The organism is Nocardia sp. No.11 (genome assembly GCF_038752175.1).
GTDB classification, from domain to species: domain Bacteria; phylum Actinomycetota; class Actinomycetes; order Mycobacteriales; family Mycobacteriaceae; genus Nocardia; species Nocardia canadensis.
Map to the genome: position 1 here is coordinate 43,412 of NZ_JBCGFB010000002.1, position 24,073 is coordinate 67,484.

The 24,073-nt window shown below is 68.7% G+C and carries 24 protein-coding genes and 1 tRNA gene; 13 read left to right on the top strand and 12 right to left on the bottom strand.

Annotation, left to right across the window (positions count from 1 at the left end; all coding sequences use genetic code 11):
* Nucleotides 1-80: 80 nt before the first annotated feature.
* Nucleotides 81-1,910 (top strand): acyl-CoA dehydrogenase, encoded by a 1,830-nt coding sequence (locus V8688_RS01275; protein ID WP_342799959.1) that lies wholly within the window; start codon nt 81-83, stop codon nt 1,908-1,910.
* Nucleotides 1,911-2,362: 452 nt separating this feature from the next.
* On the opposite strand, the gene pntB is transcribed toward V8688_RS01275, so the two are convergent.
* The 4 genes from pntB to V8688_RS01295 are packed head-to-tail and all read right to left on the bottom strand — an operon-like array spanning nt 2,363 to nt 6,066.
* Nucleotides 2,363-3,784: a Re/Si-specific NAD(P)(+) transhydrogenase subunit beta gene (gene pntB / locus V8688_RS01280; protein ID WP_280221563.1), complete on the bottom strand. Its 1,422-nt coding sequence runs from the start codon at nt 3,782-3,784 to the stop codon at nt 2,363-2,365.
* 28 nt (nt 3,785-3,812) lie between these two features.
* Nucleotides 3,813-5,336, bottom strand: a complete 1,524-nt coding sequence (locus V8688_RS01285; RefSeq protein ID WP_342799960.1) for a Re/Si-specific NAD(P)(+) transhydrogenase subunit alpha — start codon at nt 5,334-5,336, stop codon at nt 3,813-3,815.
* A complete protein-coding gene (locus V8688_RS01290) occupies nt 5,333-5,821 on the bottom strand; it encodes an acyl-CoA dehydrogenase family protein (protein ID WP_342799961.1) in 489 nt (162 codons plus the stop codon). Before V8688_RS01290 ends, V8688_RS01285 begins: the two co-directional genes overlap by 4 nt.
* A complete protein-coding gene (locus tag V8688_RS01295; RefSeq protein WP_342799962.1) occupies nt 5,818-6,066 on the bottom strand; it encodes an acyl-CoA dehydrogenase family protein in 249 nt (82 codons plus the stop codon). Before V8688_RS01295 ends, V8688_RS01290 begins: the two co-directional genes overlap by 4 nt.
* On the opposite strand from V8688_RS01295, the gene V8688_RS01300 reads away from it, so the two are divergent.
* Nucleotides 6,059-6,181: a hypothetical protein gene (locus V8688_RS01300; protein ID WP_342799963.1), complete on the top strand. Its 123-nt coding sequence runs from the start codon at nt 6,059-6,061 to the stop codon at nt 6,179-6,181. The genes V8688_RS01295 and V8688_RS01300 overlap by 8 nt on opposite strands.
* Before the next feature lie 404 nt (nt 6,182-6,585).
* Here the strand turns inward: V8688_RS01300 and V8688_RS01305 are convergent, their stop codons facing one another.
* The 3 genes from V8688_RS01305 to V8688_RS01315 all read right to left on the bottom strand — a co-directional run bounded on the left by V8688_RS01305 (nt 6,586) and on the right by V8688_RS01315 (nt 9,606).
* On the bottom strand, nt 6,586-6,735 hold the full coding sequence (locus V8688_RS01305) for a hypothetical protein (RefSeq protein WP_280221566.1): 150 nt from the start codon (nt 6,733-6,735) through the stop codon (nt 6,586-6,588).
* A 1,178-nt stretch (nt 6,736-7,913) separates the two neighbouring features.
* Nucleotides 7,914-7,990: transfer RNA gene (locus V8688_RS01310), tRNA-Pro, on the bottom strand.
* A 377-nt stretch (nt 7,991-8,367) separates the two neighbouring features.
* Nucleotides 8,368-9,606: a helix-turn-helix domain-containing protein gene (locus tag V8688_RS01315; RefSeq protein ID WP_342799964.1), complete on the bottom strand. Its 1,239-nt coding sequence runs from the start codon at nt 9,604-9,606 to the stop codon at nt 8,368-8,370.
* 158 nt (nt 9,607-9,764) lie between these two features.
* Between V8688_RS01315 and V8688_RS01320 the strand changes: the two genes are divergently transcribed.
* The 3 genes from V8688_RS01320 to V8688_RS01330 all read left to right on the top strand — a co-directional run bounded on the left by V8688_RS01320 (nt 9,765) and on the right by V8688_RS01330 (nt 12,983).
* Nucleotides 9,765-11,273, top strand: a complete 1,509-nt coding sequence (locus V8688_RS01320) for an NAD(P)/FAD-dependent oxidoreductase (protein WP_342799965.1) — start codon at nt 9,765-9,767, stop codon at nt 11,271-11,273.
* Between the two features lie 71 nt (nt 11,274-11,344).
* Nucleotides 11,345-11,893 (top strand): nitroreductase family protein, encoded by a 549-nt coding sequence (locus tag V8688_RS01325; RefSeq protein ID WP_342799966.1) that lies wholly within the window; start codon nt 11,345-11,347, stop codon nt 11,891-11,893.
* Nucleotides 11,894-12,467: 574 nt separating this feature from the next.
* Nucleotides 12,468-12,983: an AAA family ATPase gene (locus tag V8688_RS01330; protein ID WP_342799967.1), complete on the top strand. Its 516-nt coding sequence runs from the start codon at nt 12,468-12,470 to the stop codon at nt 12,981-12,983.
* A 206-nt stretch (nt 12,984-13,189) separates the two neighbouring features.
* Here the strand turns inward: V8688_RS01330 and V8688_RS01335 are convergent, their stop codons facing one another.
* From V8688_RS01335 to V8688_RS01345, 3 genes are all read right to left on the bottom strand, one after another.
* Nucleotides 13,190-14,365: a cytochrome P450 gene (locus V8688_RS01335; protein ID WP_342799968.1), complete on the bottom strand. Its 1,176-nt coding sequence runs from the start codon at nt 14,363-14,365 to the stop codon at nt 13,190-13,192.
* 82 nt (nt 14,366-14,447) lie between these two features.
* On the bottom strand, nt 14,448-14,657 hold the full coding sequence (locus tag V8688_RS01340) for a hypothetical protein (RefSeq protein WP_342799969.1): 210 nt from the start codon (nt 14,655-14,657) through the stop codon (nt 14,448-14,450).
* Entirely contained in the window at nt 14,642-14,788 is a 147-nt protein-coding gene (locus tag V8688_RS01345; RefSeq protein WP_218721066.1) for a hypothetical protein, read from the bottom strand. The genes V8688_RS01340 and V8688_RS01345 overlap by 16 nt, the downstream gene beginning before the upstream one ends.
* 164 nt (nt 14,789-14,952) lie before the next feature.
* Between V8688_RS01345 and V8688_RS01350 the strand changes: the two genes are divergently transcribed.
* The 7 genes from V8688_RS01350 to V8688_RS01380 all read left to right on the top strand — a co-directional run bounded on the left by V8688_RS01350 (nt 14,953) and on the right by V8688_RS01380 (nt 19,316).
* Nucleotides 14,953-16,167: an MFS transporter gene (locus V8688_RS01350; RefSeq protein ID WP_218721065.1), complete on the top strand. Its 1,215-nt coding sequence runs from the start codon at nt 14,953-14,955 to the stop codon at nt 16,165-16,167.
* Nucleotides 16,168-16,249: 82 nt separating this feature from the next.
* A complete protein-coding gene (locus V8688_RS01355) occupies nt 16,250-16,600 on the top strand; it encodes an Lsr2 family protein (RefSeq protein ID WP_218721064.1) in 351 nt (116 codons plus the stop codon).
* 101 nt (nt 16,601-16,701) lie between these two features.
* Complete coding sequence (locus tag V8688_RS01360) at nt 16,702-17,217, top strand: methylated-DNA--[protein]-cysteine S-methyltransferase (protein WP_218721063.1); 516 nt, start codon at nt 16,702-16,704, stop codon at nt 17,215-17,217.
* A gap of 11 nt (nt 17,218-17,228) precedes the next feature.
* Entirely contained in the window at nt 17,229-17,714 is a 486-nt protein-coding gene (locus V8688_RS01365) for a sigma-70 family RNA polymerase sigma factor (RefSeq protein WP_218721062.1), read from the top strand.
* Entirely contained in the window at nt 17,711-18,325 is a 615-nt protein-coding gene (locus tag V8688_RS01370) for a methylated-DNA--[protein]-cysteine S-methyltransferase (protein WP_218721061.1), read from the top strand. Before V8688_RS01365 ends, V8688_RS01370 begins: the two co-directional genes overlap by 4 nt.
* Nucleotides 18,322-19,053, top strand: coding sequence for a 2OG-Fe(II) oxygenase (locus tag V8688_RS01375; RefSeq protein ID WP_342799970.1), 732 nt, complete (start codon nt 18,322-18,324; stop codon nt 19,051-19,053). Before V8688_RS01370 ends, V8688_RS01375 begins: the two co-directional genes overlap by 4 nt.
* The gene (locus V8688_RS01380; protein WP_316574230.1) at nt 19,050-19,316 is read left to right on the top strand and encodes an Ada metal-binding domain-containing protein; all 267 of its coding nucleotides are present in this window, start codon (nt 19,050-19,052) and stop codon (nt 19,314-19,316) included. Before V8688_RS01375 ends, V8688_RS01380 begins: the two co-directional genes overlap by 4 nt.
* A gap of 4 nt (nt 19,317-19,320) precedes the next feature.
* On the opposite strand, the gene V8688_RS01385 is transcribed toward V8688_RS01380, so the two are convergent.
* Nucleotides 19,321-21,117, bottom strand: coding sequence for an FAD-dependent oxidoreductase (locus V8688_RS01385; protein ID WP_342799971.1), 1,797 nt, complete (start codon nt 21,115-21,117; stop codon nt 19,321-19,323).
* 101 nt (nt 21,118-21,218) lie between these two features.
* Here V8688_RS01385 and V8688_RS01390 point away from each other — a divergent pair, with 101 nt between their 5' ends.
* On the top strand, nt 21,219-21,899 hold the full coding sequence (locus tag V8688_RS01390; RefSeq protein ID WP_308248637.1) for a TetR/AcrR family transcriptional regulator: 681 nt from the start codon (nt 21,219-21,221) through the stop codon (nt 21,897-21,899).
* A gap of 15 nt (nt 21,900-21,914) precedes the next feature.
* Here the strand turns inward: V8688_RS01390 and V8688_RS01395 are convergent, their stop codons facing one another.
* Entirely contained in the window at nt 21,915-23,975 is a 2,061-nt protein-coding gene (locus V8688_RS01395) for an AMP-binding protein (RefSeq protein ID WP_342799972.1), read from the bottom strand.
* Between the last annotated feature and the right edge of the window lie 98 nt (nt 23,976-24,073).

A 24,073-nucleotide genomic window follows, 5' to 3' on the forward strand; every position in this document is an offset into this window, starting at 1 on the left:
ACCACAATGACCACCGGTGCGCAACAGACCGCGTTCCCCGTTTCCGGCCGGGCGCCGGATCGCGCAAAGGGGCTACCCCAGTGGGCCATTACAAGAGCAACGTCCGCGATCTCGAGTTCAACCTGTTCGAGGTGTACGGCCTCGACACCGTTCTGGATACGGGCGCCTACGGTGATCTGGACGGCGACGACGTCCGGACCATGCTGAGCGAGGCCGCCCGCCTCGCCGAAGGACCCGTCGCGACGTCCTTCGCCGAGACCGACCGCACGCCACCGACATTCGACCCGGAAACCAACACCGTCCGACTACCCGATGGGTTCAAGCGCTCGGTACGGGCATGGCAGGACGCCGAATGGTGGCGGATCGCCAAATCCGAACGGATCGGAGGGACTCCGGCCCCGAAAATGCTGTCCTGGGCAATTCAGGAGTTCTTGCTCGGTGCCCAGCCCGCCGCCTACATGTACCTGTCCGGACCCACGATGTCCGACATCATCGCCCGGATCGGCACCGCCGAGCAGCGCTCCTGGGCCCGCCTCGCTGTCGAACACAACTGGGGCGCAACGATGGTGCTCACAGAGCCCGACGCCGGCTCGGATGTCGGCGCGGGCCGCACCAAGGCCGTCAAGCAACAAGACGGGTCCTGGCATCTCGAGGGCGTGAAACGCTTCATCACCTCCGCCGACTCCGACGATCTTTTCGGCAACATCATCCACCAGGTCCTTGCCCGCCCCGAGGGCGCTGGTCCTGGGACGAAGGGCTTGAGCCTGTTTCTGGTCCCGAAGTTCCACTTCGACCCAGACTCCGGCGAAATCGGCGATCGCAACGGGGTTTTCGTGACCAACGTCGAGCACAAGATGGGCCTGAAGGCCTCGGCAACCTGCGAGCTGACCTTCGGCGGCCACGGCATTCCGGCCAAGGGCTGGCTGGTGGGCGAAGTCCACAACGGCATCGCGCAGATGTTCGAGGTGATCGAGGAAGCGCGCATGATGGTCGGAGTCAAGGCCATCGCTACGCTGTCGACTGGCTACCGCAACGCCCTCGACTACGCCAAGACCCGTGTGCAGGGCGCGGACCTGACCCAGATGACCAACAAGACGGCCCCCAAGGTCACCATCACCCACCATCCCGACGTGCGGCGTTCGCTCATGCTGCAGAAAGCCTACGCCGAAGGTCTGCGCGCGATCTATCTCTACACTGCCGCCCACCAAGACCCGGTCACCGCCCTTGCCGTCTCTGGAGCCGATCCCGCCCTGGCTGCCCGCGTCAACGACCTGCTGTTGCCCATCGTCAAGGGCGTCGGCTCCGAGCGCGCGTATCAGTACCTCACCGAATCCCTGCAGGTCTTCGGTGGCTCGGGGTTCCTGCAGGACTACCCGATCGAGCAGTACATCCGCGATGCCAAGATCGACTCGCTCTACGAGGGCACGACCGCCATCCAGGCGCAGGACTTCTTCTTCCGCAAGATCGCCCGCGACCAGGGCGTGGCCCTGGCCCATATCGCCGACCAGGTCCGATCCAGCGCCGAAACCGACTCCGGCAGTGCTGAGCTGAAGGCCGAGCGTGCCCTGCTGTTGAGCGCACTCGAAGACGTGCAGGCCATGGCGGCGACGTTGACCGGGTACCTACTGGCCTCCAGCGACGATTCCACCGAACTCTACAAGGTCGGCCTCGAGTCGGTGCGCTTCATGCTCGCTGTGGGGGACCTGCTCGTGGGCTGGCGCCTGCTCGTGGCCGCCGAAACCGCGACCGCGGCGCTGAGCTCTGCCGCCGCGGACAAGGCGTTCTACGAAGGCAAGATCGCGGTGGCCTCGTTCTTCGCGCGCACAGTGCTGCCACGCCTCAATGCCGACCGTGCCGTGATCGCCGAAATCGACTGCTCAATCATGGAACTCGACGAAGCCGCGTTCTGAGGCAGCGCGGGCGGGCACCACGTCACGGACGCCGCGGTGCCCGTCCGGCGCTGCGCCATGCAACGCTCCCCAACCCGCGCAGCGAACCAAGACATTCAGCCGAGGCTCGCCTCGCCCGCGGGAAACCCTCGCCGGCGCCATACAAATCTCGCCCATCTACCCATTGCCTGACCGCAGCTGACCATCCGTCATGGCCGGACGAAACATGCTCGCCTCGTCAAGTGCCCGCCACATCCTGTCCAGACGTCGCCGGGCCGCGATCGGCGGCACCACAAATTCTCATCGGATCGGAGAGCAGACAACGCACTTCGTTCACCAGGCATCCCGGCGACTTCAAGTGAGCTACCCCAGCTACATCGGCAGCCAGAAGAGCCACTGACCAGCCGCCGACAGATGCGCCGATACCCGCAAGCGGGTTCGCACCGAGATCCGCGCGTGTCTTCAGGGCACGGTCACAGCGCCTTGACGATATCGTCGACCCGGTCCCGCGCGTCGCCGAAGAGCATCGCGGAGTTCTCTCGGAAGAACAAAGGATTCTGCACACCGGCGTAGCCGGAAGCCATGGATCGCTTGAACACGACGACATTCTCGGCCTCCCATACCGTCAGCACAGGCATGCCCGCGATGGGGCTGGCCGGGTCTTCGGCGGCCGCCGGATTGACGGTGTCGTTGGCGCCGATCACCAGCACCACGTCGGTGCCGGTGAAATCGTCGTTGATCTCGTCCATTTCCAGCACGATGTCATAGGGCACCTTCGCCTCGGCCAACAGGACGTTCATGTGACCGGGCAGCCTGCCCGCGACCGGATGCACGCCGAACCGCACGCTCACCCCGCGCGCGAGCAGTTTGCGGGTGAGCTCGGCGACGCCGTGCTGGGCTTGAGCCACGGCCATGCCGTAACCGGGGGTGATGATCACCGATTCCGCGCCGGCGAGCAGCTCGGCGACGCCGTCGGCGGTGATCTCGCGATGCTCACCCAGGTCGGTGTCGCCCGCCGGACCCACGGTGATGCCGAAGCCGCCGGCGATCACCGACAGGAACGAGCGGTTCATCGCGGCGCACATGACATAGGACAGGTACGCGCCCGACGAGCCGACCAGCGCGCCGGTGATGATCAGCAGGTCGTTGCCGAGCAGGAATCCCGACGCCGCCGCGGCCCATCCGGAGTAGCTGTTGAGCATCGACACCACGACCGGCATGTCCCCGCCTCCGATGGAGGCGACGAGATGCCAGCCGAGCAGCAAGGCGACCACAGTGATCGCCACCAGCGTCCACAGGCGTGGATCCACGACGAACCACACGGTCAGGGCGGTGAACACCACCAGCGCACCGAGATTGAGAATGTTCTTGCCCGGCAACATCATCGGCGCCGAGGCGATCCGCGCCGAGAGCTTGAGGTAGGCCACGATCGAACCGGTGAAGGTCACCGCGCCGATGAACACGCCGATCGCGACCTCGGCCCCGTGGATACCCAGCAAGCCCGCAGCGCGGAGCGCGTCGGCGTCGGCGTCGGCGGGATGCCGTTCGACGTGCAGATAGCCGTTCCAGCCGACCAGCACCGCCGCCAGACCGACGAACGAATGCAGCAGCGCGACGAGTTCGGGCATCCCGGTCATCTCGACGATGCGGGCCCGCCACAAGCCGATCACCGCACCGAGCGCGGTCGCGCCGGCCAGCATTGCCAGGCCGAGGGACTCGATATCGCGACCGATCGCCAGCGCGACGGTGGCGCCCAGGGCGATCACCATGCCGGTGATGCCGAGAGTGTTGCCCAGCTTGGCGGTATCGTGTCTGGCCAGCCCGCCCAGCGCGAGGATGAACAGCAACGCCGCGACGATGTAGGCCGAATCGGCCATGGTCTCAACGGAAATCATGGGTATTCACTCCGAGGTCGGGCGCAGCTCAGCTGCGGGAGAACATGGCGAGCATGCGGCGTGTCACCGCGAAGCCGCCGAAGACGTTGATGCTCGCCAGCAGGATCGCCGCGCACGACAACCCCGTGATCCATGGATCGCCGTGCCCGATCTGGAGCAGCGCGCCGACCACGATGATCCCGGAGATTGCGTTGGTGACCGACATGAGCGGGGTGTGCAGCGCGTGGTGCACGTGGCCGATCACGTAGTAGCCGATGACGATCGACAGCGCGAATACGGTCAGGTGCCCCTGCAACGCCGGCGGTGAGATCGCGATCAGTCCGAAGACCGCGGCCGCCGCGGCCCCCACCAGCCCGAAGCGGCGCCGGGCGGACATCGGTTCCCTCGTCGCCACGGGTTCGGGCGGGGCGACCGCTTGGAGTGTCGGCGCCGCCGAGACGGCGACAGGAGGTGGCGGCCAGGTGACCTCACCGCCGCGCACGACCGTGACCGAACGCTGCACCACATCGTCGAAGTCGAGAACCAGTCGCCCGTCCTTGCCCGGCGTCATCAGCTCCAGCAGGTTCACCACATTGGTGCCGTACAGCTGGGATGCCTGTGCAGGCAGGCGACCGGCCAGATCCGTGTAACCGAGGATGGTCACACCGTTGTCGGTGACGACGGCGCGGTCGATGACGGTGCCTTCGACATTGCCGCCGTTCTGCGCGGCCATGTCGACGATGACGCTGCCCGGCTTCATCGAGGCCACCATCTCGGCGGTGATGATCCGGGGTGCCGGGCGCCCGGGAATCAGGGCCGTGGTGATGATGATGTCGACATCGGCACACTGCTCGGCGTAGAGCTGCGCCTCGCGGGCCTTGTAGTCCCCGCTCATCTCCTTGGCGTAGCCCGTGGCCGACACCTCCGCCTCGGTCGAGTCGATCGACAGATATTCTCCACCGAGGGATTTCACCTGATCGGCGACTTCCGGCCGCGGATCTGTCGCGCGCACAACGGCACCGAGGCTGCCCGCGGCGCCGATGGCGGCCAGTCCGGCCACCCCGGCGCCGACCACCAGGACTTTGGCAGGCGGTACCTTGCCGGCGGCGGTGACCTGCCCGGTGAAGAAGCGGCCGAACGTGTGCGCGGCTTCGACGACCGCGCGGTAGCCCGCGATATTGGCCATCGAGGACAACACGTCCAGTGACTGGGCGCGCGAGATGCGGGGTACCGCGTCCATGGCCATTGCTGTGATCGGCCGTTTGCCGAGGTCGGCGAGCAGATCAGGGTCGTTCATCAGCCCGAGCGAGCTGATCACGGTGGCGCCGGGGTTCATATCGTCGAGCTGATAGGTCGCCGGCGCGTTGACACCGAGCACGACATCGGCGGCGCGCGCGTTGCCGATCGTGGCGCCCGCCGCCACGTAGGCGTCATCGGAGAAGGAGGCGAGACTGCCGGCACCGGTCTCGACCACGACGTCGTAGCCGAGCCGGACGAGCCGGGTCACCGTCGCCGGAGTGGCGGCCACCCGGGTTTCGCGCGGGCGTGCCTCACGCAGGACACCGACGATCATGAGCGCGGAACCTCCACCAGTTCAGCCGGCCGCGCCCGCTGCGCACCGGCGGTGGCGAAGGCGAGCTGATCGGCCTTTGCGCGCGCGAGATACTGGTGGGCCGGATACTCCCGCGTCGTACCCACGCCGCCGTGCAGTTGCACCGCCTCTTCACCGGCGTAGACCTCGCGGTAGCTGCACAGCGGACGCAGGAACCGCCGCTTCTGCTCCTCGGTGCCGCAGGCGAGGATCGTCGGGCCCGCCATGCCGAGCCCGATGACATTGGCACCCGGATTGTTGTCCGGCGCACCGGCTTCGGCGAACAAGCGGTCGACCTCGGGCTGCAGACTCCGCGAAAGGCCGAGCCCGCCGTGCCCGACCGGGAAGTACACCCAGGCCAGTCCGGCGTCGTAGCGGGCGCGCAGGAAGTCGAGGCGGTCACTGCCGGCCGGGTCGTTGGCGGCCAGGAATTCCTCGATCCGCCAGGTCAATTCGTCGAGGGTCATCGCGTCTCCCGCTGCCTGCTCAGCTCGCTCTTGGCGAGCGCGTTCTTGTGGACCTCGTCCGGGCCGTCGGCGAAGCGCAACGTCCGGATACCCGCGTAGGCCGCGGCGAGCGGGAAGTCCTGGGACAGCCCGCCCGCGCCGTGGACCTGGATGGCCTTGTCGAGAATCCACTGCACGGTCGACGGAGTGGCGATCTTGATCGCCTGGATCTCCGTGTGCGCGCCCTTGTTCCCGACCGTGTCCATCAATCAGGCGCTCTCGAGCACCAGCAGCCGCAACTGCTCGAGCCTGACCCGTGACTCGGCGATCCAGTCGCGGATCACGCTCGCCCGCGCCGACGAGCACGTCACCTTCGGCTGAGTAGAAGCCCTCACTGTCGCCGACGATCGGATCCGCCGCGCACACCCGGACATGCGTGAACGACAGTTCGCCGTAGCCGTCGCGCTCGATGCGGGTCGCCGAGATGGTGGTGCCATCGGACGAGGCCACATCGGGCTCGATCGTCGCGAAGGCGGACCGGATCCGCCCGTCCAGCAACGGTTCCGGCCATTCCTCGCGCTGGCGCTCATCGCCGAAGAGCGCGAATACGTCCATGGTGCCGGTGTCGGGCGCGGCGCAGTTGAGCATGACCGGGGCCAAACGACCACTGCTGCTGATGATCTCGGCCAGCGGTCCGTTCCGCAGGGTGACCAGTCCGGCACCCTCTACACCCGGCAGAGACAGATAACACAAGCCGCGGCGGCGGGACTCGCTCCGCAGCTCGGTCATGATCGGCGCCGAATCCCGGGCTCAATGGTGTCGAGCTCGAACAGCTGTTCACGGAACACCGGTTCGGCCGAGTAGACGTGGTTGCCCATGGAATCCAATAGCGAGGAACGCAGTTCTGCGGTGGGGGCGTCGATCGCGGAATCCATCAGTGGTGCTCCTTCTGTGCGGTGAGGCCGGTTTCGAGAGAGGCTCGCGCCGCGCCGACCGTGTCGAACTTTCAGCTCACCCGTCGGCGATGGGCCGCCCTCCATCCGGACCAACATGTGAGTGGCGTAGGTGGTGGGCGTGCCAGCATGCCCACCCGCGGTCACCAACAAACGCCAAGGCAGTGGCAGTACGACCAGAAGGCCTCGACCCACCCCGCTCTACGCGCACTCGTTCTGTACGAAGATGTCATTCATCGCGTTCGAATGCGACGCTAGCACGCCGGAACCATTATCAGCTCATACCTATTTCCATTGAAACATATAGGGATTGCTTATACACGCAGACGAGATGCTGCGGGATCAGGAATTTCCTACTTGCATTCGAAGAGCTTTCCACGGATGGATGTGACAGGCTATTCCAACCGCCTCGACGTGGCCAGCCCGCTCCGGCTACAACCTTCGGACTCGAGGCGCGCGCACCGCATCAACGTTATCCTGTCGCCCCGGAACAACTGACAGCGTGGCAGGCCCTCATCTCGACGGTTCAGGCTCGCCGATGCTGGTGGGACACTCCGCCGAAGGAAATCTTGTCCCGGCTTCGCGCACCCGGCCGGTGTCGCCCTCTTCGCGGCCTGCGCCGCAGCGCGAATCGGCGAGGTGAGCGGTGTCCGGGTGAAGGACATCGACACCGACGAATGGATCTGGAACCTGCGCTGCCAAACCTCGCCCGGCCCCGGCGGCATGAGGAACAAAGGCGCTAAGGGCAAACGTCTCGGCGAGTTCTGATCATCGAAGAACTCCGGCCGATGCTGACCAACCGAATTCGGGCGCGGAAGGACAAGCCAGACGCGCGCCTGTTCGTCGCTCCGCGCGGCAGGCGGATCCAGACCGGAGTCCGGCAGACGGCGACGCGCTGGGACGAGTGGTGACTGCGCCATACCGGGCTCACCGGGTTCGCCGAAGTCGGCGTGCCCCTTCACCGGCTCCAGCAGATCGCCGGGCAGACCGACCCGCGGATCACCCAGCGATACCTGCACCCCGACATCGTCGCGCTGCGGAAGGACGGTGACATGCTCTCCGCGCACCTCAAAATGCCGAGACGGTCCCCAAGTGGTACCCAGCTCCGGCTGGTCCGATACGAAAAATCTCCTCCGACCCAGGTCGGAGGGGATTTTTCTTGGTCGGGCTGACAGGATTTGAACCTGCGACCACCTGACCCCCAGTCAGGTGCGCTACCAAGCTGCGCCACAGCCCGTTCTTGCCCCCGTCGCCGGGTGCTCGAAAAGATTACCGCACCACTCTGCGTAGGAACTAATCGGCTGGTAGATGGCTGTTTTTTGCAGGTTTCCGCTGCGGATCCAGTGGAGGTAGGGCGCGGGCGCCCACCCCTCCGAGCGGGTCGACGACTGAGCGTAGGCCGACTCCGGCGGATCGGAGATCGTCGAGCTCGGGGCGGCGTCCGGTGGATGTTCGTCAAGCGGGCCGGGGATCGCGCCGAACGCACTGCTACCCCTCCGGATTTCGCGCACTGCGGGAGAGGCCGCTGGGTACCGACCTTTTCTCCGCCATCGGAAGTTGATCGGTGGCAGGTCAATTCAGTGGCGTTGCGGGCGAAGGGGTTCGGCGGTGAGTTCACCGTGTCCAGCGGAGTACCTCGAGGGCAGCGCCGATGGCGATCGTATTGCTCGCCAGCGGGCGGGGCAGCAGTTCGTCGGCGCGGGACAGGCGGCGGACGACGGTGCTGCGGTGGGTGTAGAGCCGGTCGGCGGTGCGGGTGGTGCTGCATTGTTGTTCGAGGTAGGTGGTGACGGCTTCGATCACGTCCGGTTCGGCGGTGACCAGGGCGCCGAGGGTGTCGGCGACGAATTCGTCGGCGCGGAGCGGGTCGGCGGTCAGGACGGTGACCAGTTGGACGTCTTCGTGGCGGGCCACCCGGCGGTGGGAGGTGAGGCGGGTGAGCATGCGCTGGGTTTCGAGGGCGTCGAGGTGGCTGCGCCGGAATCCGGGGATGCCGAGGCCGGGACGACCGATGGCGACGCGCACGTCCGGTGCGTCGGCGAGCCCGGCGTGCACCGGGTCCAGTTCCGGTGCCGCGTCGACCGGCAACCACAGCCACAGGGCGGCGGCGCCGGCCACGATCGTCAGGCGGTGGGCGGCGCCGGCGACTCGCAGGAGCAGTTCCGCCGCCGCTTCGAGCTGGTCGCTCGCGCCGGGTGAGGTCGCCCAGAGGACGGCCGCGGTGTGGGGGCCGGTCAAGCGGTAGCCGAGTTGGCGTTCGGCTTCTCCGCGCCGGATCGGCGCCCCTTCGAGCAGTAGTGAGACGGTGGCGCGGCGTTCGGCGTTGGTGCCGCGGGTCAGGTCCTCGCGTTCGGCCTTCATCTGCTGGGTGACGGCGGCGACGGTGTCCTCGACGTAGGTCGAGATCGACAGCGACGCCAGTTCCAGCAGTTCGCGGAGTTGAGCGGGGTCGTCGGTCAGCCCGAAGCAGATCTCCATGCAGCGGTTCCAGACGACGCTGTAGCTGGAGCGATAGGCGTCGAGGGAGGTCTCGTCCAGGCCGCGCCGGACCAGGTCACGGGCCGCGGAGAGGGCTTCGGGGCCCAGGTTCGGTGGGACCCGGCGACCGGGGTGCTGCACATTGGACCAAGCCCAATGGGTGATGTTGGCCAGGTTCGCGCGGCGCACCGCCGCGGCGAGGACGGGGTCTTCGGCGATCCGGCGCATGCGCTCGCCGGCGAGCGAGGCCGCGTGCAGTTCCTCCAGCCACTCCCCCGACGGCCGCAGTGCCGACTCGGCCGCCTGCCGGATGAGGGTGACGATCTCCGGACCGGGCTCGGGCCAGCGTGCGTCGCGTGCATCAGTTTGCCGCATCAGTCGATGATGCTGCGTCGTTATGTCGTAGCGCAAGCACGTCGTGTTGCCCGACTCTGGACAACACACCCCGCCCCGGCGCAGTTCCGCCCGGCGCGGCCACGTACCTCGCCCTCCGCGCAGGCACTCGCGCAACGGAGCCGGACCAAGGAGCCGCTATGACATCCACGCCGACCGCCGCCGATCATGTCGACGTCCTGATCATCGGCGCCGGGATCTCCGGTATCGGCGCGGGCCGATATCTGCGAACCCTGCTGCCGCACAAGACCTTCACCATTCTCGAAGCCCGCGCGGCCCTCGGCGGCACCTGGGACCTGTTCCGTTACCCCGGTATCCGCTCGGACTCCGATCTGCACACCTTCGGCTACGAGTTCAAGCCCTGGCGCGACGAGCAGTCCATCGCCGACGGCGCGCGCATCCTGGACTACCTGCGCGAAACCGCCACCGAGAACGGGCTCGACGAGAGCATCCGCTACCACCACAGGGTCGTCAGCGGGTCGTGGTCCTCGGAGCGGGCGCGCTGGACGGTGCAGGTCGACCGCACCGATACCGGCGAACGCCTCGAGCTGACCGCGAGCTGGATCTTCTCGGCCGCGGGCTACTACCGCTACGACGAGGGATTCACCCCCGAGTTCACCGGCCGGGACCGGTTCCAGGGCACCGTCGTGCATCCGCAGCAGTGGCCCGAGGACCTGGACTACACCGGCAAGCGTGTCGTGGTGATCGGCAGTGGTGCGACGGCCGTGACCCTGGTGCCCGCGATGGCGGAGTCCGCGGCGCACGTGACGATGCTGCAGCGCACCCCGACCTACATTCTGCCGGTGCCGAGGAAGGACGCGATCGCCAACGCGATGAAGCGGGTGCTCGGTGACGAACGCGGCTACGCCCTGACCCGGCGCAAGAACATCGCCCAGCAGAAGCTGGTCTGGAGCCTGTCGCAGAAGTACCCGAGCGTGATGCGGCGGATCATCCGGTGGACCAACGCCAAGCAGCTGCCGGCAGGCTATCCGGTCGACGAACACTTCAACCCGCCCTACAACCCGTGGGAGCAGCGGCTGTGCACCGTGCCCGACGGTGACCTGTTCACCTCGATCAGGCGGGGCCAGGCCTCGGTGGTCACCGATCGCATCGACACCTTCACCGAGAACGGGATCCGGCTGGTCTCGGGCCGGGAACTCGACGCGGACATCATCGTCACCGCGACCGGCCTGAACGTGCGGGCGTTCGGCGGTATCCCGGTGACGGTCGACGGCCGCGCGGTCGACGCGGCGAACACGGTGGCCTACAAGGGACTGATGCTTTCGGGTGTGCCGAATCTCGCGTACGCCATCGGCTATACGAATTCCTCGTGGACGCTGAAGATCGGCCTGCTGTGTGAGCACTTCTGCCGCCTGCTGGCCCACATGGACGACAACGACTACCGGATCGCGCGCGCCGAGGTCGCGGACCCGTCGATGCCGACCCGGCCGTTCCTGGACTTCGCCGCGGGCTACATCCAGCGGGCCGTGGCCGAGCTGCCCAGCCAGGGCGACCGGATGCCGTGGCGGACGTCGATGAACTACCAGGACGATGTGAAGCTCCTGCGCGAGGCCGCCGTTCTGGACCCCGAACTGCATTTCGAGACCGCGCGTCAGCGGGCCCGGCGCACGGCGACGGTCCCCGCGTAGCCGCCACGTGCGACCGGCCCGCCGTCCGCGTGGTGGGCATAGGACTGCGCGGCGCGGGGTTGGCAGTGGACGTGTCTTCCGAACATCCCCGCCCCACCCGCTTGCATCCCCTGCTGGCCGACCGCTACAGCCCGCGCGCGTTCGATCCGGCGGGAACCGTCGACGACGAGAGCCTCGAATTGCTGCTCGAGGCGGCGCGGTGGGCGCCCTCGGCGGGCAACTCGCAACCGTGGAGCTTCTATCCGGCTCGGCCGGGCGAGGTCGAGCACAAGCGGATCGCCCGGTATCTGGCGCCGAGTTCGGCGCGCTGGGCGTCCGCCGCGGGACTGCTGATCGTCACCCTGACCCGGCGATTCGTCGACGACACCGATCTGCCCTACTCGGAATTCGCCGACTACGACCTGGGGCAGGCCGTCGCCCACCTCACCGTGCAGGCCCAAGCGCTCGGGCTGGCCTGTCACCAGTTCCGCGCCTTCGACCGTGACGCGATCACGGCCGAGCTCGCCCCGAACCCGGGCTGGGTCGTGATGTCGATGATCGCGGTCGGTCGCGCCGCCGACACCGCGAGCGGACGCACCCGACACGACATCGCCCAGCTGCGCGCGGCACCCTGGCAGTGAGTCGGCGCCGCCAACGCTCCGCCTTGTCGCGATCCCGCTGGGCCGCTGGTCCCGCAGACCTTTCCGAGCTCCCCGGGTCCAGCGGTCGGCGCGGGGCAGGCGAACGACGAGTGCGATCGAGCCGGTCCGGGGGCCGCCACAGTCCGCGCCCGGCCGCCTGGCCAGGATGTCCGGACTCGTCCGCGCGACCGCCCACGCGGACGAGTCCGGGTGATCGAAGTCGTCAACCGGATGCAGGCGTCTTCGACGCGCTGCAGGCCGGTGCCGGCGCTGCGGGTCACCCGCGGCCTCCTCGGGCAGTTCACCGCGCAGCGCCGGCTGCCGCGCCCGCGGATCGGCTGTCGGTGCTCACCCGACCGTTAACGCGAGGTCCTCGCCCTGGTCGGCCGGGGCATGAGCAACGACGAGATCGGGGCGGCGATGTTCCTCAGTCCGCCACCGCCCGCACCCACGTCGGTCGTGCGATGACGAAACTCGGTGCCCGGGACCGCGCCCAGCTCGTGCTCGCCGACCAGACCGGACTGACGACCCCGACGGGAAACCGGCGCTTTCGGCCGGTCGCTAAGGTGAGTCGGTGCAGCGGATTCTGATCTCCGGGATCTCAGGGGCGGGGAAAACGACATTGGCGGGCGTGGTTGCCGAGCGGCTCGGGATACCCCGGCGGGAACTGGATGCGTTGCATCACGGGCCGGGATGGGTGAAGCGGCCGGAGTTCGAAGTAGAGGTCGAGGGGTTCACCGCGGGTCCGCGGTGGGTGACCGAAGACCAGTATCGCCGATGGCTGGGCGATCTGCTGTGGACGAGGGCCGATACCGTTGTGTGGCTGGACCTTCCGAAGCGGACGGTGATGCGGCGAGTCCTGTGGCGTTCGTTCACGCGCGCGATCACCGGGCAGGAATTGTGGAACGGTAATCGCGAATCGTTCCGCAACTGGCCGGCTCGGGACCACCCCATTCGGTGGGCGTGGGACCAGTACGAGGCCCGGCGACTGCGCACCGAGGAACTGATCGCCCGCTTCCCCGAGGTGACCGTGGTGCACCTGACATCGGCCGCCGATGCGCGACGCTGGGTCCACGGCCTGGGGTCGTGATGACGGAAACGTTCTCGACCCGTGCTGCGCGGTCTCCCGAGGCCCTGCTCGGCGATCGTGACAGCGTGAAGACCGCTCTCCCCTCGAGCCGCCTCCGCGCGCACGACTCCCATCGACCTGCCGAGTGATCGGTCGGTGGGGCTGTTCGCCCTCGAGGCGCTGCGGCTCGGCACGGCGGCGCGGGGCTGACGCGGCAGCGGCACCGATCAACTCCGGACGCGGTCGAACTGGAGGTGCAGTTCGCGGGGCGCGCCGACGCTGATGCCTACCGAGCGAGCGATCTGGGTGCCTGGGGCGAGGCGGAAACCGGTGAGGCGGTCCAGGAGGCGGGTGATGCCGATGTCGAGTTGCATGCGGGCGAAGTGGCGGCCGACGCAGCGATGGATGCCGATGCCAAAGGCCAAGTGCGGGTTGTGGTTACGGTCGAAGTCGAGCTGTTCGGGATTGTCGAAGCGGACGGTGTCACGGTTGGCGGAGCGCCAGTGCACCGCGATCCGATCGCCCTTCACCAGGGGGACGCCGAGCAGGTCGTTGTCCTCGGCCACTACTCTGCCCATGACGCTCACGGTCGAGGTGTAGCGCAGGATTTCGTCGAGATCGCGTGTCGCCCAGTCGGGTTCGCGCAGTCGCGCTTCCAGGCCGGGCATTTCGGTGAGATATTCGGCGATATAGGCCAGGGCGCCGCGGGTGGTGTCCAGACCGCCCAGCAGGAGCACGGTGACGACTCCGAGCCGTTCTTCCATGGTGAGTGGACGGCCACCCTCGACCGTGGCATCGACGATGGATTGCAGCAGGTCATCGCGGGGTGCCGCGGCCCGCTCCGCCATGAGTTCGGCGGCCAATCCCGCGACAGCGGCGAAACTTTCGGGTGTGTTCTGCACCGAGACCTGGGTGACGGCATCGACCGCGCGGGCCAGCCGCTCCTCGTTGTCGTCGTCGAGCACGATCTTGGCCAGTGCGCCCGCGGTGAACGGGATGGCGAACTCGCTCACGAATTCGACCTGCCCGCGATCGGCGAATCGGTCGATGAGTTCGTCGGCAAGCTGCCGCAGCACGGGTTCGTACCGGCGCAGTGCGGGCTTGGCGAACGGGCCGTTCAGAAACGCCCGGAAGTCGTGGTGCAGTGGCGGATCCACGTCGATGGGCGGCAGCGCGACCGGGACCGTCGTCAGTCCGGGCATGGCCGAACTGAAGATCTTGGGATGCGCGGCAACCGTGACCAGATCCTCGTACCGCGTCACCACATGCATGCCACCGCCGAATCCGGTGTGCACGACCGGACAGTGCTCGCGCGCCCACGCCAGCTCCTCGTCCAGCTGCGCGCAGTGCCCCTCGTCGAACCAGTCGAGATGATCGAAAAACCCTTGGCGACTGACGTTCACGGCCAACCCTTCCCACCCCGAAGCAGCAACCCCACCGATGGTCCGCCCGCACGGTCACCGCGTCAACCCTCGGGTGCGCCGGTCAGAGCGCCTGGGAGTGGAAGACGCGCTCGATCAGGCCCCGCGACGGTCGATCCAACGGTTTTCCGCCCGTATCGAAGCCGGGAACGGGGTTGCCGCTGAATCCACCGATGAGTTCGCTGTTCCCGTCGGCCGCGGTGGCCCAGACCTCGGTGTCGGCAGGCCGCCAGAGGACCACCCCGTCGGGATAGTGGGTCAGTTCGGCCAGCATCGCGTCGGGCCACGGAAGACCCGGACGACCTTGCCCTCCGCGGGAAACCCGTAGGCCATCCCCTCCGGCTCGACCATGACGACGAACCGATGACTGTCGGGCCGAGCCGACATCGCGAGCTGGAACTCCATCCACCGATCATGCCGCGGTCGAGGCGAGTCGAGGGCAATCACGGGGGGCCGCTCGACTCGCGGCGCGTGGATCGGTGAAAGCTTGGCCGCGATAGGAGCTTTAGGGTCGCTGACCCTGGACAGAGTGGACGCCCCGAGACTGGGAGCATGCTGGGTGGGCCGCGATGAGCACCGGAGTCGATGTCGACGCGCGAACCGGGGCCGGGCCGCGGAATCTGACCGTCGCCCACCTGCTCGTCCTCACCATCGGCACCTTCACCCTGGGGGTGGACGGTTACGTGCTGGCGGGGCTGATCCCGGAGGTCGCCGCCGATCTGCACGTCTCGATCAGCACGGCGGGACAGCTGACCGCGCTGTTCGCGGTCGTGTACGCGGTGGGGTCGCCGGTGATCGCCGCGCTGACGGGTAGCTGGGATCGCCGAGTGCTGCTGGCGGGTGGAATGGTGGTGTTCGTTGCCGGGCTGGTGGTGCAGGCCGCGGGACCGAATTTCGCGACGGTGGCCGCCGGACGCGTGGTCGCGGCATTGGGGGCGGCCGCATATCAGGCGAACGCCTTCAGCACCGCGGGTCTGCTGAGTGACGACGCGCATCGCGCCCGGTCGCTGGCCATCGTCTCCGGCGGTGGTTCGCTCGCGCTGGTGGCGGGGCTCCCCTTCGGGATCCTGCTAGGCCAGGCCTGGGGGTGGCGGACCGCCGTGTGGATCCTGATGGTGCCCGCGGTGATCGCCCTGTGCGCGGTGGCGTTGCTTCCGGCCGCGCACGCGCCGAGACTGTCGCTGCGCGATCGGCTGCGGGTGCTGACCGATGCGCGGGTGCGGGCAATCCTGCTCGGCACCGTGACGGTGATCGTGCCCGCGTTCCTGCTCATCGCCTACCTGCCCGCGGTGCTGGAGGTCTCCGGCACGCTGGTCGTGGCGGCGATGCTGGCCTTCGGCGGCGGGCAGGTCGTCGGCACCACCGTCGTAGCACGACTCATCCGCCTGCGCGGTGCGCCGTCCACGCTGGTGCTCGGCGCGAGCGGGATGGCCGCCTGCGCGGTCCTGCTGGCCGTCGGCCGCACGAGCGCGCTCGGCGCGGTCGTCGCCATGACCGGGCTCGGCGTCGCCGTGGGCATCGCGATCGTGCCGCAGCAGCACCGCTTGTTCGCCCTGGTCCCGGCGCTCGCGCCGATCGCGATGGGCCTCAACGGGTCCGCGGTCTACCTCGCCGTCGCGCTCGGGACCGGCCTCGGTGGCGGCGCGCTGGCCCTGGTCGGGGCGAGCGCGCTGGCTCCCACCGCGGCCGTTCTCGGTCTGCTCGCTGTCACCGTCGGCCTCGCGGTCCGCCCCGAAGGACAAGGGTCGGCCGGAAACACTCGTGGTGTTCGGAGAGCGAAATGACCGGAATTGTGGGGCGACCGAGGCGCTTGTCGGGCTCGCATTACGATCACTGAGGACACAGCCCCTCACGAACAGGATCCTCATGGCGCGCAAAGTCGTTGTCACCCTCGTCGATGATTTCGACGGCGCCTCCGCCGCCGATGAGACCGTCTCGTTCGGCATCGACGGCGCGAGCTACGAGATCGACCTGTCCGAGACGAACGCGGCCAAGCTCCGCGATCTGTTCGATCAGTGGATCCCGGCGGCCCGCCGCACCGGGCGCGTCAAGACGAGCGGTCGCCGGTCCGAGGTGAGCGGTACGGCCGCCGCGCCCACGCGACGCAACGACCTGACCGCGATCAGGACCTGGGCCAGCAACAACGGCCACACGGTCTCGGCGCGCGGCCGAATCGCCGCCGACATCATCGCCGCGTACGAAGAGGCGAACGCCTAGAACACACCGCGGCCCGAAGGCCCCACCGGTTCCGATCGACAGTCGGATCTCACGTTTTCCCGATGCGCAACGTCTTCACGGTGTCAGCGAAAGGAAAGCAGATGAATACTCGACACCTCGTTGTCGATGCCGGTGTCCTCGGGCCGATCACCCTCGTCGCGTCCGGCGCCGCCGTGACGGGCTTGTACTTCCGTCACCACGTGCGCGGGCCCGCGGCCGAGACCTTCGGGCGCGCGGTATCCGGGACCGAGGACGAACTCCTGTCCGAGGCGGCCGCGCAGGTGCTGGACTATCTCGCGGGTCGCCGTCGGAACTTCGAACTGCCCCTGCACGCGACCGGTGACGAGTTCCGACAGGACGTGTGGCGGATCGTGGCCGAGATCCCCTTCGGCGAGCGCACCAGTTACGGCCGGATCGCCGAGCGGCTCGGCGATCGCCGGCTCGCCCAGGCGGTCGGCAAGGCCGTGGGCGCCAATCCGCTGTGCCTGTTCGTGCCCTGCCACCGGGTCGTCGGCGCGGACGGGTCGCTGACCGGCTACGCGGGCGGCCTCGCGCGCAAACGAGCTCTGCTCGACCTCGAGGAACCGGCCGCGGTCGGCGCCGGTCGCCTGTTCTGACCGGGGTGCCCGTGAAGCAGCCTTTCGAGCAGGTCGTCACCCGGCACGGGCCCACCGTGCTGCGGGTGTGCCGGGTCGTCCTCGGCGTCCACGATGCCGAAGACGCCTGGTCGGAGACGTTCCTGGCCGCGATGCGCGCCTACCCGGACCTGCCCGAGGACGCGAATGTCGAAGCGTGGCTGGTGCGCATCGCCCATCGCAAGGCGATCGATGTGGTGCGCGCGGCCACCCGCCACCCACTGCCCGTGGACCGGCTGCCCGACGCGCCGAGCCCCGTCGTCGACCCCGAGGACACCGAGCTGTGGACCGCGGTGGGCGGATTGCCCACCAAACAGCGCCAGGCGATCGCTTACCGCTATGTCGCGGGGTTGTCCTACGCCGAAATCGCCGAGGTCCTCGGCGGCAGTGTCGATGCCGCCCGGCGAGCCGCGGCCGACGCGGTGAAGACCTTGCGCAAGACCTACCCGGGCGCGAACCCGGAAGGAGCACCATCATGAGCGATACCCGTCGCGATGACGACATCGTCGCCGCACTGTCGGCGCCCGTGGACGCCGACGTGCTGTCGCGCCTGCATCGGCGGCTCGAACAGCGGGCCGACGCCGCCGGCCTCGTCGACGTCGCCTACACCACCATCGACTCCCCCGTCGGCGAGCTGCTGCTGGCCGCGACCCCGCGCGGCCTGGTGCGGGTGGCCTATGCCGGCGAGGACCACGACCGGGTCCTCGCGGTGCTGGCACAGAAACTGAGCCCGCGCATCCTGCGGGCCCCCCGCCGGCTCGACGACGCCGCGCGCGAACTCGGCGAATACTTCGACCGCCGCCGCCGGGTCTTCGATCTGCCCCTGGATCTGTCGTTGTCGCACGGCTTCCGGCAGCTGGTGCAGCGCCATCTGCCCGAGATCGAGTACGGCCACACCCGCAGCTACCGCGAGGTCGCCGAACTCGTCGGCAACCCGAAGGCCGTGCGCGCGGTCGGTACGGCGTGCGCGACCAACCCTCTGCCCGTGGTCGTGCCCTGCCATCGGGTGCTGCGGGCCGACGGCAGCCTCGGCGGCTACATCGGTGGCGCACAAGCCAAGACGACACTGCTCGAACTGGAGGCCGCGTGACCGCCGCGAGCCGACGCACCGATCCGTGGCGCGAGCGCGTGGACGCCGGCGATTGGACGGCGATCACGGCCGAGCTCGACGAGTTCGGCGGCGCGCTGCTGCCCGAGCTGCTCACCGCCGGCGAGACCGCGCGGATCCGAAACCTCTACCCCCACGATGAGCTGTTCCGCAGCACCGTCGACATGGGCCGGCATCGTTTCGGGCAGGGGCAGTACCGGTATCTGCGCGCGCCCTACCCGGAGCCCGTCGAACGCCTCAAACAGGCGCTGTACCCACACCTGCTGCCGATCGCGCGGGACTGGTGGGCCCGGCTCGGCAGGTCCGCGCCGTGGCCGGACACCCTCGACGAGTGGCTGGCGATGTGTCACGCGGCGGGACAGCACAAATCCACGGCGATCCTGTTGCGCTACCAGACGGGCGACTGGAATGCCTTGCACCGGGATCTGTACGGCGACTTGGTCTTTCCGTTGCAGGTCGTCATCAACCTGAACGGACCCGGCGTCGATCACACCGGCGGGGAGTTCCTGCTGCTCGAGCAGCGGCCCCGCGCCCAATCCCGGGGTACCGCAACGCTGTTGCCGCGTGGACACGGCTACGTGTTCACCACCCGCGATCGTCCCGTCCGCTCCGCGCGCGGCTGGTCGGCCGCCCCGGTCCGGCACGGAGTGTCGGTTGTCCGTTCCGGACATCGGACGACCTTGGCGCTGGTATTTCACGACGCGGCATGAGCACCCCGCTACCGTACGTGCTGCTCGACCGCGACGGCCGCCCCTTTCGGTCCGCGAGCGCGGGCCGCTGGGGTGGCCATCGGCGGTCGAAGATCTACGGCCGCTTGGACTGCCCGTCGGCGCGGCGGGCGATCGCGCGCGGCGGTTACGTCTGCCACCGGGTGTTCTTCGCCGACGAGACCACCGCCGTCGCCGCGGGCTACCGACCGTGTGCGGTGTGCTGTCCCGACCGCTACCGGGCGTGGCGCAACGCCCGGCGCTGACCGATCACCCGAGATCGAACAGGTTGGGCTGCCCTGCGCGGAAGCGGGCGGCATCGGCCAGGCGCAACGGTTCGAACGCCGGAATCGACTCCCGGGTGAACAACCGCGCGGGCGTGGCCGCCGAGCCTGCCGCGGCGAGCAGCGCGTTGGCGGCGCTGCGGCCCGCTTCGTTCGCGCCCTCCATGGTGGCCAGGTCGAAGTTGGTCTGCACGTAGTCGGCGGCCAGGAACAGGTTGGGGACGCGGGTCCGCGCGGTCGGCCGGTTGTCCCAGGAGCCGATCGTGTTCACCAGCAGCGGTTCGTCATTGGTGTTCTCGCTGCCGGTCCACACGATGCCGGGATCGATCATCCATGCGCGGACGATGCCGTCGGGCAATTGGATCCGGCCGTCGTCGTTGAGCGCGGCGGTCAACTGGGCCCAGGTCTCCTGGTAGATCTCCTCGTGGGTGCAGTATTTCGCGGGTTTGCCGAACAGGATGCCCGGGGTGTCCCAGTCGGCGATGTCGATGGTGAGGCCGTCGGCGACGGCGCCGTCACCGTAGACGGCGGGATAGTCGACGTCCCAGAACGCGCGCTGGGTGTAGGAGGTCAGCCGCCACGGCGCGTCGAGGTAGATGTTGTAGCCCTTGCCGAGGTCGAGTTGCTCGCTGACGAACATCTGCATGCCGTTCATCCAGTCCAGGTTCAGCGCGTCCATCCGGCCCAGCGCCGGATCCAGTTCCCGCAGTTCGGGTGTCCAGAGCGCGCGGGCCCGGTCGGTCGGCACGGCACACACGTACCAGTCGGCCTCGATCCGCGTCGACCCGCCGTGCGCACCGCGGATCCGGGCACCACCGATCCGGCCGTCCGCGACCACGAGTTCCTCGAGCGCTTCCCCCGGCCGGAACCGCACCCCCATGTCTTCGAGCAGCGCGATCCACGGATCCAGCCAGGCCTGGTTGGTCGGCCCGTTGAGCACCTCGTAGACCTTCGGCCCGCCGGTGAGCTCGCGCATCAGCGCGATGAAGAACCCCTCCATCATGTTGCCCATGGTGCGGGTGCTGGCCACGTACTCTTTGGCGGCGACCAGCGCCCGCGTCAGGCCGGTCGCGGCGAGCGCCTGGAATTGCGCGGACCTGGTGCCCGCGCCGATGAAATCCCACCAGCTGACGTACTCCCACTGCCCGAAGCGACGTTCCTCGCTCGACGTCAGGTAGGTGACCACCCGCCCCGCCATGTGGATGGCCTCGGGCAGCGGGACGAGATCGTTCTTCATGAACACCTCGGTCAGAATCCGTTGCAGTCCCCTCGGTGTGAGCGCTTCGGCCGGATCGAAGTAGAAGCCGAACATCAGCGGGAAGCCGTCGGGCAGGTTGCCCGAACGCGGGTAGCGCGGATCGGTGACCGAGAACGGAATCAGGTTGTCGTAGACGGTCTTGCGCGTTCCCGGTACCGGGATGCGGCGCATGGTGTCGTGGACGTGGTGATAGAACGAGGTGAACCCACGCGCGCCGTGTTCGCCCGGCAGGGCCGCCCGGCCCCCGGCTCCGGTGCCCGCCATCGGGATCGTGCGCGACTTTCCGCCGAGTTCCTTGCGGTCGTAGACCGTCACCGCGAAGCCGCGTTCGGCCAGTTCGTGCGCCGCGGTCAAGCCCCCGATCCCCGCGCCGAAGATCGCGACGGTGGTGCCCGCCGGACCGTTGCGCCTGCGTGGACTCGCCTGCGCGGTACCGGCCGCCAGCCCTGCGCTCGCAGCCGCCGCGGCGGCACCGCGCAGCACCGTACGACGGCTGACCAGGTGGTTCTGATGTCGAGCTGCCATTGATCGACCCCGTTCTCAATCTGACGATCGCGATCGTCACATGCTGACACAGAGTCGGCGCGCATGGGAGACAATGCCGACATGACGATCACGGTGACGCGGTGAGCACCCCGGCCCGGCCGGGCCGCACCTACGGTGGCATGGGCGCCCAGGAGCGGGCCGCCGCCCGACGCGAGAAGCTGCTCGCCGCCGGGCTCACGCTGTTCGGCACCCACGGCTACGCCGCGACCGGCGTGAAGGACCTGTGCCGCGAGGCCGGGCTCACCGACCGCTACTTCTACGAATCCTTCAGCGGCACCAGGGATTTGTTCGCCGCGGTCTTCGACCGTGTCATCGACGAGCTGTACCGCGCGGTGTCGGCGGCCGTCGCCGCGACCCCCGCGCGGGGCACCGACAAGCTGCGCGCCGGCATCGGCACCTATCTCACTGCCCTGGATCGCGATCCACGCACACTCCGGGTCGTCTTCGTCGAACCGGCGGGGGCGGGCGCCGAAGACCGTATGCGCGAGGCACTGTGGCGTTTCGCCCGGCTGGTCGCGGCGACCGGCACGAGTGCCCGGCCCGAGGAGCACCCGGCCGCCGAGGTGATGGACATCTTCGCGCTCTCGGTGGTCGGCACGCTGGAGCGGGTCATCGTCGAGAAGCACAGCGGACGGCTGGAGGTGCCGATCGCGGACCTGATCGACTACTGCGCCGCCTTCGCCGCGACGTCCCTGCGGGCGATCTACAGCGGCCGGATCGCCGTGCCCGGCACCGCGGGCGGTGAGGATCGGCCGCGCTGAGAGCTCGCCCCGGACTCAGCCCGCCAGTCCCTCCGGATCGACCAGCAGCCGCTTGAGTACCTTGCCGGTCTCCCCGCGCGGCAGCGAGTTGAGGAAGGTGACATCGCGCGGCACGGAGAAGCGGCTGAGCCGGTTGCGCACGTAGGTGCGCACCATGTCCGAATCGAGGCCGGAGCCCTCGTGTTTGACCAGGAACGCGGCCAACCGCTGCCCGAACTCACGATCCGGCACACCCACCACCGCGACATCGCTGACCTGCGGCAGGTACGACAGTGCCTCCTCGACCGGGCGCGGGAAGACGTTCTCGCCGCCGGAGATGATCATCTCGTCGTCGCGCCCGGCCACGAACAGCCTGCCTTCGGCGTCGAGATAGCCCAGGTCACCGGTGTCGAGCATGCCGTCGGACTCCTCCGGCGGGGTATCGCTGACATAGCCGTCGAACAGCATGTGGTTGCCGACGAAGATCCGCCCGATCATGCCGATCGGTACCGGCGCGCGATCGGGGTCGAGAACGGCGATGCGGGTGCCCAGCGGCGGCCGACCGGCCGTGGTGGGTGCGGCCCGCAGGTCCTCGGGGCCTGCCACGCTGGCCCAGGAGACCTCGGTCGAGCCGTAGAGGTTGTACAGGACGTCGCCGTAGTCGGTCAGGAAGCGGTCCACCGTGATCGCCGCCAGCGGCGCGCCACAGCTGATCACGTGCCGCAGGCTGCTCAGGTCGTAGCGGGCGCGGACCGCCTCGGGCAGGTCGACCATGCGCTGCACCATGGTCGGCACCGCGATCAGCGTCTGGACCCGGTGTTCGGCGATGCGGCGCAGACAATCCTCGGCGTCGAAGCCCTGGGTCAGCACCACGGTCGCGCGGACGGCGGTGCTCAGTTGCAGCGCGGACAGTCCCCACGTATGGAACAGCGGCGCGGGGATCATCATCGTGCTGCCCACGTGGATCGGAATCCGCGACAGCAGCGCGACGAGGGTGTCGAAGCCCTTCGCGTGCGGACGGCGCGCTCCCTTGGGGGTGCCGCTGGTGCCCGAGGTGAGCACGATCTGCCTGCCGGGCACCGTCGGCACCGGAAACTTGGTGCGGCGCAGAGCGATCAGGTCCTCGATGGAGGTCCGGCCCGGGTGCGCGGGTACGTCGTCGGTGACGAAGCGGGGCAGATCGCGGTGCAGGTACTGCACGAGATGGGCCAAGCCGGTGTCGACGAACAGTGCCGAGAGACGGTGCCGCTGCACGATCTCCTCGATGCGCCGTCCGGACAACCCGGCATTGAGCAGCGCCACGTCGACACCGAGCTTCCCGGCGGCGACCATGGTTTCGACCATGCCGCAATGGTTTCCGGCCAGCAGGCCGACCGCGTCGCCCGCGCGCAGGCCGACCTCGTACATCGCGCCCGCCAGCGCGGTCGTGCGCTTGTCGGTCTCGGCGAAGGTCACGGTGCTGACGTCGTCGAGCAGCGCGAGCTGGTCGGGGCTGTGCGCGGCGCCCGCGGCGTAGCCGCCCGCCAGATTGAATCCCCACCGGTACAGCGACCGCAGTTGCCGGGCCGAGGTCAGCGGCGGGGCGACCAGGCCAGAGTTCACCCACCACCGCGCGATTTCGGTGGTGCGCCGGATCGGGGCCCGGTCGCCGTTGGCCACCACCGAGGTCCGCGCCCCGCGCACCAGGTCGGCCGCCCGGCGCAGACCGTCTTTGACCCAACCGATGACGGTGGCATTGGTCGCGCCTTTCAGCGCCGGATGCAGGCGGGGTGCGGCGAACACGGTCACGCTCACCGAGGTGCGGTCCTCGGCGCCGGTGAGCCGCACCATGGCGAAGCTGCCGGTCTCCGGATTGTGCAGTTCGAAGCTCTCGTACCAGCGGCCGATCGTCAGGGCCAGGCCGACGGTCCGGACGCCGAGGGCCGCGTCGCCGATCCTGACCTGCCAGACGGTGCCGCCGTCGGGGTGCAGAATCCGCTCGCACCCACCGATTCCGGTCCACAGGCGCGGATAGCTCTGCGGCTCCAGCAGCACATCCCACAGCGGCCGACGCGGGACGGCGAAGTCCACGACCACATCGACGACGTCACTCGGCATTTCTTCGCGCTTTCGCCGGCCCGGCCACACTGCCGGGAAGTGCCTCGTCGCCGCGGCCCCCGTGCCACGGCGGTGCCCGGTCGGCAGGCACTGCACCA

Excerpts from the sequence above, each read along its gene's own strand:
- V8688_RS01290 (WP_342799961.1), bottom strand. The coding sequence starts at position 5,821 with ATGACCCTCGACGAATTGACCTGGCGGATCGAGGAATTCCTGGCCGCC.
- V8688_RS01370 (WP_218721061.1), top strand. The coding sequence starts at position 17,711 with ATGAGCGATACCCGTCGCGATGACGACATCGTCGCCGCACTGTCGGCG.
- V8688_RS01295 (WP_342799962.1), bottom strand. The coding sequence starts at position 6,066 with ATGGACACGGTCGGGAACAAGGGCGCGCACACGGAGATCCAGGCGATC.
- V8688_RS01340 (WP_342799969.1), bottom strand. The coding sequence starts at position 14,657 with ATGCTGGCCGAACTGACCCACTATCCCGACGGGGTGGTCCTCTGGCGG.
- V8688_RS01315 (WP_342799964.1), bottom strand. The coding sequence starts at position 9,606 with ATGCGGCAAACTGATGCACGCGACGCACGCTGGCCCGAGCCCGGTCCG.
- V8688_RS01385 (WP_342799971.1), bottom strand. The coding sequence starts at position 21,117 with ATGGCAGCTCGACATCAGAACCACCTGGTCAGCCGTCGTACGGTGCTG.
- V8688_RS01345 (WP_218721066.1), bottom strand. The coding sequence starts at position 14,788 with ATGGAGTTCCAGCTCGCGATGTCGGCTCGGCCCGACAGTCATCGGTTC.
- V8688_RS01380 (WP_316574230.1), top strand. The coding sequence starts at position 19,050 with ATGAGCACCCCGCTACCGTACGTGCTGCTCGACCGCGACGGCCGCCCC.
- V8688_RS01395 (WP_342799972.1), bottom strand. The coding sequence starts at position 23,975 with ATGCCGAGTGACGTCGTCGATGTGGTCGTGGACTTCGCCGTCCCGCGT.
- pntB (WP_280221563.1), bottom strand. The coding sequence starts at position 3,784 with ATGATTTCCGTTGAGACCATGGCCGATTCGGCCTACATCGTCGCGGCG.
- V8688_RS01355 (WP_218721064.1), top strand. The coding sequence starts at position 16,250 with ATGGCGCGCAAAGTCGTTGTCACCCTCGTCGATGATTTCGACGGCGCC.
- V8688_RS01320 (WP_342799965.1), top strand. The coding sequence starts at position 9,765 with ATGACATCCACGCCGACCGCCGCCGATCATGTCGACGTCCTGATCATC.
- V8688_RS01360 (WP_218721063.1), top strand. The coding sequence starts at position 16,702 with ATGAATACTCGACACCTCGTTGTCGATGCCGGTGTCCTCGGGCCGATC.
- V8688_RS01285 (WP_342799960.1), bottom strand. The coding sequence starts at position 5,336 with ATGATCGTCGGTGTCCTGCGTGAGGCACGCCCGCGCGAAACCCGGGTG.
- V8688_RS01305 (WP_280221566.1), bottom strand. The coding sequence starts at position 6,735 with ATGGATTCCGCGATCGACGCCCCCACCGCAGAACTGCGTTCCTCGCTA.
- V8688_RS01350 (WP_218721065.1), top strand. The coding sequence starts at position 14,953 with ATGAGCACCGGAGTCGATGTCGACGCGCGAACCGGGGCCGGGCCGCGG.